This window comes from Nonomuraea sp. MG754425, from assembly GCF_021699195.1.
Lineage (GTDB): Bacteria > Actinomycetota > Actinomycetes > Streptosporangiales > Streptosporangiaceae > Nonomuraea.
In genome coordinates, this window is the sequence record NZ_SSXE01000058.1 from 39,125 (window position 1) to 47,551 (window position 8,427).

General features: G+C 72.1%; 7 protein-coding genes. 2 read left to right on the top strand and 5 right to left on the bottom strand.

Features of this window, described 5'->3' with window-relative positions; translation table 11 throughout:
• Positions 1 to 16: 16 nt before the first annotated feature.
• Genes FAF44_RS21165 through FAF44_RS21175 form a run of 3 tightly spaced genes read right to left on the bottom strand, consistent with a single transcriptional unit; the run spans position 17 to position 2,597 of the window.
• Complete coding sequence (locus tag FAF44_RS21165) at positions 17 to 517, bottom strand: hypothetical protein (RefSeq protein ID WP_237104945.1); 501 nt, start codon at positions 515 to 517, stop codon at positions 17 to 19.
• Positions 514 to 1,926 (bottom strand): HAMP domain-containing sensor histidine kinase, encoded by a 1,413-nt coding sequence (locus FAF44_RS21170; RefSeq protein WP_237104946.1) that lies wholly within the window; start codon positions 1,924 to 1,926, stop codon positions 514 to 516. Before FAF44_RS21170 ends, FAF44_RS21165 begins: the two co-directional genes overlap by 4 nt.
• Positions 1,923 to 2,597 (bottom strand): response regulator transcription factor, encoded by a 675-nt coding sequence (locus FAF44_RS21175; RefSeq protein ID WP_237104947.1) that lies wholly within the window; start codon positions 2,595 to 2,597, stop codon positions 1,923 to 1,925. The genes FAF44_RS21170 and FAF44_RS21175 overlap by 4 nt, the downstream gene beginning before the upstream one ends.
• A gap of 387 nt (positions 2,598 to 2,984) precedes the next feature.
• On the opposite strand from FAF44_RS21175, the gene FAF44_RS21180 reads away from it, so the two are divergent.
• Together FAF44_RS21180 and FAF44_RS21185 are read left to right on the top strand one after the other, a co-directional pair.
• Positions 2,985 to 3,590, top strand: a complete 606-nt coding sequence (locus FAF44_RS21180; RefSeq protein ID WP_272894812.1) for a lytic transglycosylase domain-containing protein — start codon at positions 2,985 to 2,987, stop codon at positions 3,588 to 3,590.
• A gap of 70 nt (positions 3,591 to 3,660) precedes the next feature.
• Entirely contained in the window at positions 3,661 to 5,658 is a 1,998-nt protein-coding gene (locus tag FAF44_RS21185; RefSeq protein WP_237104948.1) for a glycosyltransferase, read from the top strand.
• Here the strand turns inward: FAF44_RS21185 and FAF44_RS21190 are convergent.
• Complete coding sequence (locus FAF44_RS21190; protein ID WP_237104949.1) at positions 5,643 to 6,923, bottom strand: MFS transporter; 1,281 nt, start codon at positions 6,921 to 6,923, stop codon at positions 5,643 to 5,645. The two genes, FAF44_RS21185 and FAF44_RS21190, sit on opposite strands and share 16 nt — an antisense overlap.
• Before the next feature lie 31 nt (positions 6,924 to 6,954).
• A partial coding sequence (locus tag FAF44_RS21195; protein WP_237104950.1) for a helix-turn-helix domain-containing protein occupies positions 6,955 to 8,427 on the bottom strand: 1,473 nt, incomplete at its 5' end.

The following is an 8,427-nucleotide window of genomic DNA, read 5'->3' on the forward strand; positions in this document are numbered from 1 at the left end:
CGGCCCGCCCCGGCCGTCATTTCAGCTCGCCGCAGGTGTGCCGCCCCTCCACCCTGGAGGGGCGGCCCGCGTTCTCCCGCACGACCTTCACCAGCTCGAACGCCGCGTCCTGCTGCGCGGTGCAGACGATCTGCGCCATGCCGAGCTTGGTCAGCGTGCCCTCGCCGCTGATGTAGACGGTCAGCGTCGAGGTGCGCGGGAGCTGCATCTCGTCGCGCTGCGGCGGGTTGATCGAGTTCTTGGTCCTCATGTACGCGAAGCCGCGCAGCGCGGTGTCCCGGTCGCCCAGCGGCTGGGTGGAGGCGTCGAAGAGGGCTCCGAGCAGGCTGTCCACCGTGTCGTCCTCGACGTCGGCCGGCTCCAGCGCCAGCTCGCCGTCCCTGATCAGGTAGATCGTCTTGGACGGCGGCGGGATGCGCACGGTGGGGGCGTTGCCCATCTCCTGGACGTCGGTGGGTGAGATGCCGCAGGCCGCCGTCATGGCGAGCAGCGCGATGGCCGGGATGATGGCTTTCATGCGTGCGGGAGCCAGACCGTGAAGAGGGTTCCGGGGTTCTGGAGGCGTACGGAGATCGTGCCGCCGTGCAGTTGGACGTTGGCGCGGGCGATGGCCAGGCCCAGGCCGCTGCCGTGGCTGCGGGCCCGGCCGGCGCCGGCCTTGAAGAAGCGGTCGAAGACGTGCGGCAGCGCCTCGCGCGGGATGCCCTTGCCGTGGTCGCGGACCTTCACCTCCAGGCCGTTCTCCGTCGCCCTGGCGGTGATCACGACGGGCGGCAGGCCGTGCTTGAGCGCGTTGCCGACCAGGTTGGCCACGATGACGTCGAACCGGCTGAGGTCGAGGTTGGCAGTCAGGCCCTGGGAGGCGGTGACCGTCACCTTGTCGATCCAGCCGCGCACCTCCAGGCAGTCGTGGATGGAGTCGGCCACGGCCACCGGTTCGAGGTGCAGCGTGGCCGTGCCGGCGTCGAAGCGGCTGATCTCGATGAGGTGCTCGACCAGCTCGCGCAGGCGCTCGATCTCCCTGAGCACCAGCCGTACGGCCTCGGCGGGCGCGTCGGGCAGGTGCTCGGCCTCGTCGGAGAGCATGTCGGCCACGGCCGTCATCGCGGTCAGCGGGGTGCGCAGCTCGTGCGAGACGTCGGCCACGAACCTGCGTGACATGGCCTCCAGCGAGCGCAGTTCCGTCACGCTCAGCTCCAGGGCCGCCGCCGCGTCGTTGAAGCGGGCGGTCAGTCCCGCCAGCTCGTCCTGGCCGTGCACGGGCAGGCGGGTGTCCAGGCGGCCCTGGCCGAGCGCCTCGGCCGCGGCGCTGAGCCGCCGCACCGGCAGCAGCACCTGCCGGGCCGACAGCAGCGCCACGACCAGGGCGATCAGCACGATGACCATGCCCGTCTGGGCGAGCGTGGTCCTGAGCGTGGCGAGCTGGCGCTCGTCGTCGTGCATGGGGAAGAACACGAACGCCCGCAGGCCGGTGGCCTCGGGCCGGCCGGCGTTGTCCCGGTAGACCTCGGCGCCGACGATGAGGAACAGCTCGTTGCGGATGATCTTGCGCTGGGTGACGAGGCTCTGCTTGGCCCGGCCGTACAGCTCGTTGGGCACGTCGCTCATCGACAGGGGGCCCTCGGTGGACAGCAGGGCGCCGTACTCGACCAGCGCGCTGCGTCCGGGACCGCTGAGCGCGTGGGCCACGCGGTCGAGGTCCTTGGACGTGGGGGCGGCCTCCCCGGGCCGCGGCTTGCCGATCGAGAAGTCGATGCTGGACAGCTCCCTGGTCACCAGGTCCAGGGAGGTGGTCTCGGTCCTGGTGATGAGCGCGGACTTGGCCAGCTCGAAGCCGATCGTGGCGACCAGCAGCGAGGCGGTGACGGCGACGAGCGTGAAGGTGATGACCAGACGGGCGCGCAGCCCCGTGGGACGGGGGATCACGGAGGGTTGAACCGGTAGCCGAAACCGCGCACGGTGTGGATGAAGACGGGCTCGGCCGGTTTGGGCTCGATCTTGGCGCGGATGCGCTGCACGCAGGCGTCCACCAGGCGCGAGTCGGCGATGTGCGTGTGGTCCCAGACGGCCCGCAGCAGGTAGCGGCGGTTGAGCACCTGGCCGGGGTGCCGGACGAGCTCCAGCAGCAGCCGCAGCTCGGTCGGGGTCAGGTGGATCTCCTTGCCGGCCAGCATGACCTTGAGCGCGCCCCGGTCGATGACGAGGTCGCCGAAGGTGATGCGGTCGGAGGCGGCGGACTCGGCGCGGCGCAGGACGGCGCGGATGCGGGCGTCCAGCACGCGGGGCTCGACCGGTTTGACCACGTAGTCGTCGGCGCCCGCCTCCAGGCCGACCACCACGTCGAGGTCGTCGCCGCGGGCGGTGAGCAGGATCACGGGGAGCTGGTCGAGCTTGCGTACGCGCCGGCACACCTCGACGCCGTCGATGCCCGGGAGCATCACGTCGAGGATGGCGATCTCGGGGCGGCGGGCCCTGATGTGGTCGAGGGCCTCTTCACCCGTGGCGTACGACGTGACGGAGTGCCCCTGCCGGGTCAGCGCGAGCTCTAGAGCGGTGCGGACCGAGGGGTCGTCTTCGACGAGGAGGATGCCAGCCACGCGCACATTATTGTTCCATGTCTCGAATACCCGGGATGTGTCACCGAATTGTGACACGCCTACGACGAGATCCAGAAGATGATCCCGGACGCTGAAAGCAGCTTCCCTTCAGTGAACGGGCGCCTGAAGGGGGGCTGCCGCTTCTGTGACGAATGTCACAATTTTTGGGAAATGATGGGCCAACCTGGTGGTTGGTGAAATTCGCAGCAAGCGATTCTCGCGTTTCGGTTGCGGACCACCCCCCAACACAGGGCAAGCTCATGCATCGTGAGCCCTGGTCCGCAGTTGAGTGAGCGCCCCCGTGAGCGCCGCCGGAAGGAAGACCTTCCCTCGTCGCGCCGGCCTTCGCGCATCACTCCCAAACGCGTCATCATCACCGTGCTCTCGCTGGCGGTCGTCGGCGGCGGCGGCGGTTACGTCGCCAACCGCGCCATCGAGAACGCCAACAGGCCGCCGGCGGCCCCCCTCTCGGTCTCCGACCTCGGCAAGCTCACCACCGGCGACCTGTACGCCGCCGACCCCGAGGCCGACGTGCTCAAGGCCGAGGCCGCACAGGCCTACCGCGCCGACCAGCTCAAGAAGGACCGCGGGGGAGCGGCGGGCAAGGGCCTCGACTGGGTCGTGCCCAAGAAGGCCCCGGGCGGCGACGGCTTCCCCGCCATGAACTTCCCGCCGGGCAGCGACCCCTCACCGGGCTCCAACAAGGCCACCGCGAAGTCCATGATGGCCTCGTTCGGGTTCGGCGGGGACCAGTGGGGCTGCCTGGAACGGCTCTGGCACAAGGAGAGCGGCTGGAACGAGCGGGCCATGAACCGCTACTCCGGCGCGTACGGCATCCCGCAGTCCCTGCCCGGCAGCAAGATGGCCAGCGCGGGCTCCGACTGGCAGACCAACGCCGCCACCCAGATCAAGTGGGGTCTTGGCTACATCAAGGGCCGCTACGGCACGCCCTGTTCCGCCTGGGGCCACTCTCAGTCCGTGGGCTGGTACTAACAGGTCAACTTTCCTTCTCCAATCGGCAAGCCGCCGCGCCTGATCCGGTATACGGGCGCACCCTGGCCGCATGGGTGTGAAGGTCAGTCTGATCGTCAACATGCACAATCCGGGTGACACCGCCGACGCGTGCATCCGCTCCGCGCTGGAGCAGACGATGCCCGCGGACGAATACGAAGTGATCTTCGTGGACGACGGGTCCACGGACGGGACGGCCGAACGCCTGGACGCCATCGCGGCCGTCCGGCGCCACGTCCGGGCGCTGCACCTGCCGCACACGGGCTCGCCGGCGCGCGGGCGCAACGTCGGACTCGCCGCCGCGGCCGGCGACTACGTGCTCTTCCTCGACCCCGGCGACCGCCTGGAGCGGGAGGCGCTGGAACGCATGCACGAGCGCGCCGTGGAGAGCGACGCGGACGTGCTGGCCGGCCGCCTGACCCGCGACTCCGGCCCGCCGATGACCGCCTTCGGGCGCAGCACCGCCCGCGCCGACATCCTGCGCGACCGGCTGCTCACCCTGCTGCACCCGCAGCAGCTCTACCGGCGCGCCTTCCTGGAGGAACACGAGCTGGGCTTCTCCGTGCCGGGCGGCCGGATGGGCGAGCAGGCGTTCGTGCTGCGGGCCTTCCTGCGCGCCAAGGTCATCGCGGTGCTGGCCGAGCACGTCTGCTGCCACCTCGGGGAGCGCCCGCGGGCCGAGGAGGAGCCGCGGGCCATCGTCAAGGAACTGCAGGCGCTGCTCGACGACGTGGACGCCTACCTGGGCGAGGGCCGCCAGCGCGACCGCGTCTACGCGTACTGGCTGCGGTACGCCGTCCTGCGACCGCTGCTGACCAGCAAGTTCGCCGAATCGTCCGTCGACAGGGGCATGCACTTCCGCGTGGTGCAGGAGTTCATGGTCCGGCGCTTCCCCGAGCGGCTCGACCGTCACCTGCCGGTCCAGCTCCGCGTGGTGGCCGCCTACGTCCGCGCCGGCCGCCTCGACCAGATCGTGCTCATGTCGAACGCCTCCAAGCGCGCCGGCCTGCGGGCCGACCTCACCGAGGTGCGCTGGGACGCCCACGTCCTGGTGCTCGGGCTCACCGTGGAGGTGCTGTCCGGCGACGGCTCGCCGGACAAGTACCGCATGGACGGCGAGCGCGTGCACTGGATCCCGCCGCGCTCGCTGGACACCAGGCAACTCGGCGAGGACCTCACCGACATCACCGACGACGTCGAGCGGGCCCGCATCGAGCTCTACGTGCGCCACACCGAGACGGGCGTCGTGCACTTCCTGCCGCTCGCCCAGCGCGTCGAGCGGGTCAGCGCGGGCCGCCGCCGGATCCGGGTGCGGATCAAGGGCGAGACCCGGCTGGACATCTCCGACGCGGCCCTGGGCGAGCCGCTGAGCCCCGGCCAGTGGGAGGTGCACGTCCGCATGTTCAGCGGCGCCGGCCAGGCCAGGAGCCGCGTCAGCCGCCCCGACGGCCCGCTCAACTGCCTGGGGGTGCTGGCACAGCGGCCCAGGATGCGGCTGGTGGTGCCGTGCTGGAGCGACCAGGGCGAGCTGGGCCTGGCCATCGAGCCGCGCTCGTTCACCGAGTCGATCGCGCTGGTCTCGCCGGGCGTGGAGGTCAAGCACCTCGGCCGGCACCTGTACGTCGTGCTGCCGGTGCCGTACGTGCCGCCGAGCGGCGGGCCGCCGCTGGAGCTGGTCATGCGCGGAGCCGGCCGGCGCGCCCGCGAGGTGAGCGCGCCCGCCCTCGTCGAGGCCGGGGTGCCGGGCCGCCTCGCCGGGCAGCTCGTGGCCAAGGTGCCGGTCAAGCGGCTCTTCCCCGGCCCCGAGCATCTCGGGCCCGGCGCCTGGCTGTGCTCGCTGCGCTCCGCCGAGGAGGAGCTCGGGCTGCGCTTCTCGCTGGAGATGCGCAAGGGCAGGATCGAGGCCCGCCCGGCCGCCGCCGTCGATCCCGGACGCCGCTCGCCCATGGGCCGCGACACCGCCCTGCACCGGCTCGGCAGGCGGCTGCCCGGCGCGCGGCACCTCGTCCGCTGGGCGCGCGCCGGCGGGCGGCGCTACCTCACCGACTGAGCCGGCCCCGCGGCCAGGTCGCTGCCCCGGGTCTCGCGGGCCTTGTAGACCGCGAAAAGGGTGAGCAGCGCGGCCACGCCGAGGTAGATCGAGATGGGCACGCTGCTGCCGAAGCGCTGCAGCAGGGTGACCGCGATGATCGGGGCCAGCGCGCCGGCCACGATCGCCGAGAGCTGCGCGCCGATGGACACGCCGGTGTACCGCGTCCTGGTGCCGAACAGCTCGGAGAAGAAGGCCGCCTGGGGGCCGTACATCATGCCGTGGAAGAGCAGGCCGACGGTGACGGCCAGGGTGATCGCCAGGAAGTTCCCGGTGTCCACCAGCGGGAAGAACGCGAAGATCCACACGCCGATGCCGGCCGCGCCCGCCAGGTAGATCGGACGGCGGCCGAGCCGGTCCGACAGCGCCCCCCACAGCGGGATCGTGAGGAAGTGCACGGCCGAGGAGACGAGCACCGCGCTCAGCACGGTGGAGTTGTCGACGCCGGTCTGCTTGGCGTACGTGATGACGAAGACGGTCAGCAGGTAGAACGAGATGTTCTCCGCCAGGCGGGCGCCGATCGCGACGAGCACGTCCTTGGAGTGGTACCGCAGCACCCCGACGATGGGCGCCCTGGGCTCCGGCGGGGCCTCCCGGAAGACCGGCGACTCGCTGATCGTCAACCGGATCCAGAGCCCGATCAGCACCAGCACGCCCGACAGCAGGAACGGCACCCGCCACCCCCACGCCAGGAACGCCTCCTCCGGCTGCCAGGCGGCCAGCGCGGCCAGCACACCGGTCGCCAGCAGGTTCCCGCCGGGAGCGCCCGCCTGCGGCCAGGAGGCCCAGAAGCCGCGCCGCGCGGTGTCGCCGTGCTCGGAGACGATCAGCACCGCCCCGCCCCACTCGCCGCCGAGCGCGAAGCCCTGCACCAGCCTGAGCGCCGTCAGCACCAGCGCCGCGGCCGGCCCCAGCGTCTCGTACGTCGGCAGGCAGCCGATCAGGAACGTCGCCGCGCCCATCATCAGCAGGCTGACGACCAGCAGCGTCTTGCGGCCGACCCGGTCGCCGAAGTGGCCGAAGACCAGGCCGCCGAGCGGGCGGGCGACGAACCCGACGGCGTAGGTGAGGAACGACAGCAGCGTGCCGGTCAGGGGGTCGGACTCGGGGAAGAAGAGGGTGTTGAAGACGAGGGCGGCTGCCGAGCCGTACAGGAAGAAGTCGTACCACTCGATGGTGGTGCCGATCAGGCTCGCGGCGACGATCTTCTTGATGGAAGTGGCCATGCCGGTCACCGTAGGTTGTGACCGGGGTCACTCATATGGGGTCAGGTCCCATAGTGTCCGGCACGTATGTGTGGCCGAGCCGGTGCAGGCGCAGGGCGAGCTGGATCTCCAGCGCCCGTTCCGGCTCCAGCCAGCCCTCGCCGAGCAGCTTGCCGATCCGGTCGAGCCGCTGCGTGACCGTGTTGACGTGGATGTGCATGGCCTCGGCGGTACGCGACGGCGAGCCGCCGGTGCCGAAGTAGGCCGCCAGCGTGCCGGTCAGCGCGGTGCCCCGGCGGGCGTCGTAGTCGATGACCGGGCCGAGCGTCCTGGCGACGAAGCCGCCCACGTCGCGGCCGTCGCCGACGAGCAGGCCCACGAAGCCCAGCTCGGCCGCGCTCGCGCCCTCCCCGGCCCGGCCGAGCGCGATCAGCGCCTCCGCGCACCGCCGCGCCTCCTGGTAGGCGGTGGCCACGTCCTTCGGCTCGCCCGCGCGTGCCGCGCCCGCCGTCGCCGGGCCGTGCAGCGACGCCGTCAGCTCGCGGGCCACCCGCCGGGCCAGGCCGTCCGCGTCGTCACCGGGCAGCAGGAGCACCACCTCCTCGCCGCGCCCGGCCGCGAGCCCGTGCCGCACGGCGGCGTGCGAGGAGGCCCAGAACGCCGCCCGCTCGCGCTGCCCCGCGTGCCTGGCCACCACCACGACGTGCGGGGCCCCCAGGTCCATGCCCAGCCGGCGGGCCCGGTCGGCCAGCCCCGGCGAGCCCGGCCGCGCGATCAGGTCGTCGAGCAGTTCGCCCCTGACCCGGCCCTCGGCCTCCGCCACGCTCCTGCGGAACAGCAGCAGCAGCGCGCACACCAGCGCCGCCCGCTCCAGGATGCGCTCGTCGGCGTCGTCGCTGCGCAGGATCAGCGTGCACAGCGGCTCACCGCCCACGTCCACGGAGGCGATCAGCAGGTCGCCCCTGCGCACGGTGCGCCCCAGCGCCCTGGACGCCTGCGCCGCCTCGAACACCCCGGCGTCGAGCTCGCCCACCCCGCCGCTGATGGCCCGGCCCAGGTCGTCCAGGACGGCCAGCGACCCGCCGAGCACGTCGGTCACCACGGCCGCCACGTCCTCGATGCCGCCGCCGCGCAGCACCAGCGAGGTCATGCGGTCGTGCGCCATGGCGGCCCGCTCCACGGCCTCGCCGTGCTCCCTGGCGGTTCTGTGGGCGTGGGAGAGTTCCTCCAGCGCGTTCCTGGTCTCCTGCAGCAGCCTGGCGTTGTCGATCGCGACGGCGGCGTGCGCGGCCAGGCTGGCCAGCAACGACACCTCCTCCTGGTGGAACGGCCGCGCGCTGCGGTTGGCCGCCATCAGCACGCCGATCACCCGCTGCCCCAGCCGCAGCGGCACCCCCAGGATGGCGACCAGGCCCTCCTCCGTGACGGCCTCGTCGATGTGCTCCTTGTGCCGGAACCTGGCGTCGGCGAAGTAGTCGGCCGTCGCGTACGGCACCGCCGTCTGCGCCACGAGCCCGCCCAGCCC

What these genes read in the sequence shown, in the direction of transcription:
- FAF44_RS21165 (WP_237104945.1), bottom strand. Translation starts at nt 517, where the DNA reads ATGAAAGCCATCATCCCGGCCATCGCGCTGCTCGCCATGACGGCGGCC.
- FAF44_RS21185 (WP_237104948.1), top strand. Translation starts at nt 3,661, where the DNA reads ATGGGTGTGAAGGTCAGTCTGATCGTCAACATGCACAATCCGGGTGAC.
- FAF44_RS21190 (WP_237104949.1), bottom strand. Translation starts at nt 6,923, where the DNA reads ATGGCCACTTCCATCAAGAAGATCGTCGCCGCGAGCCTGATCGGCACC.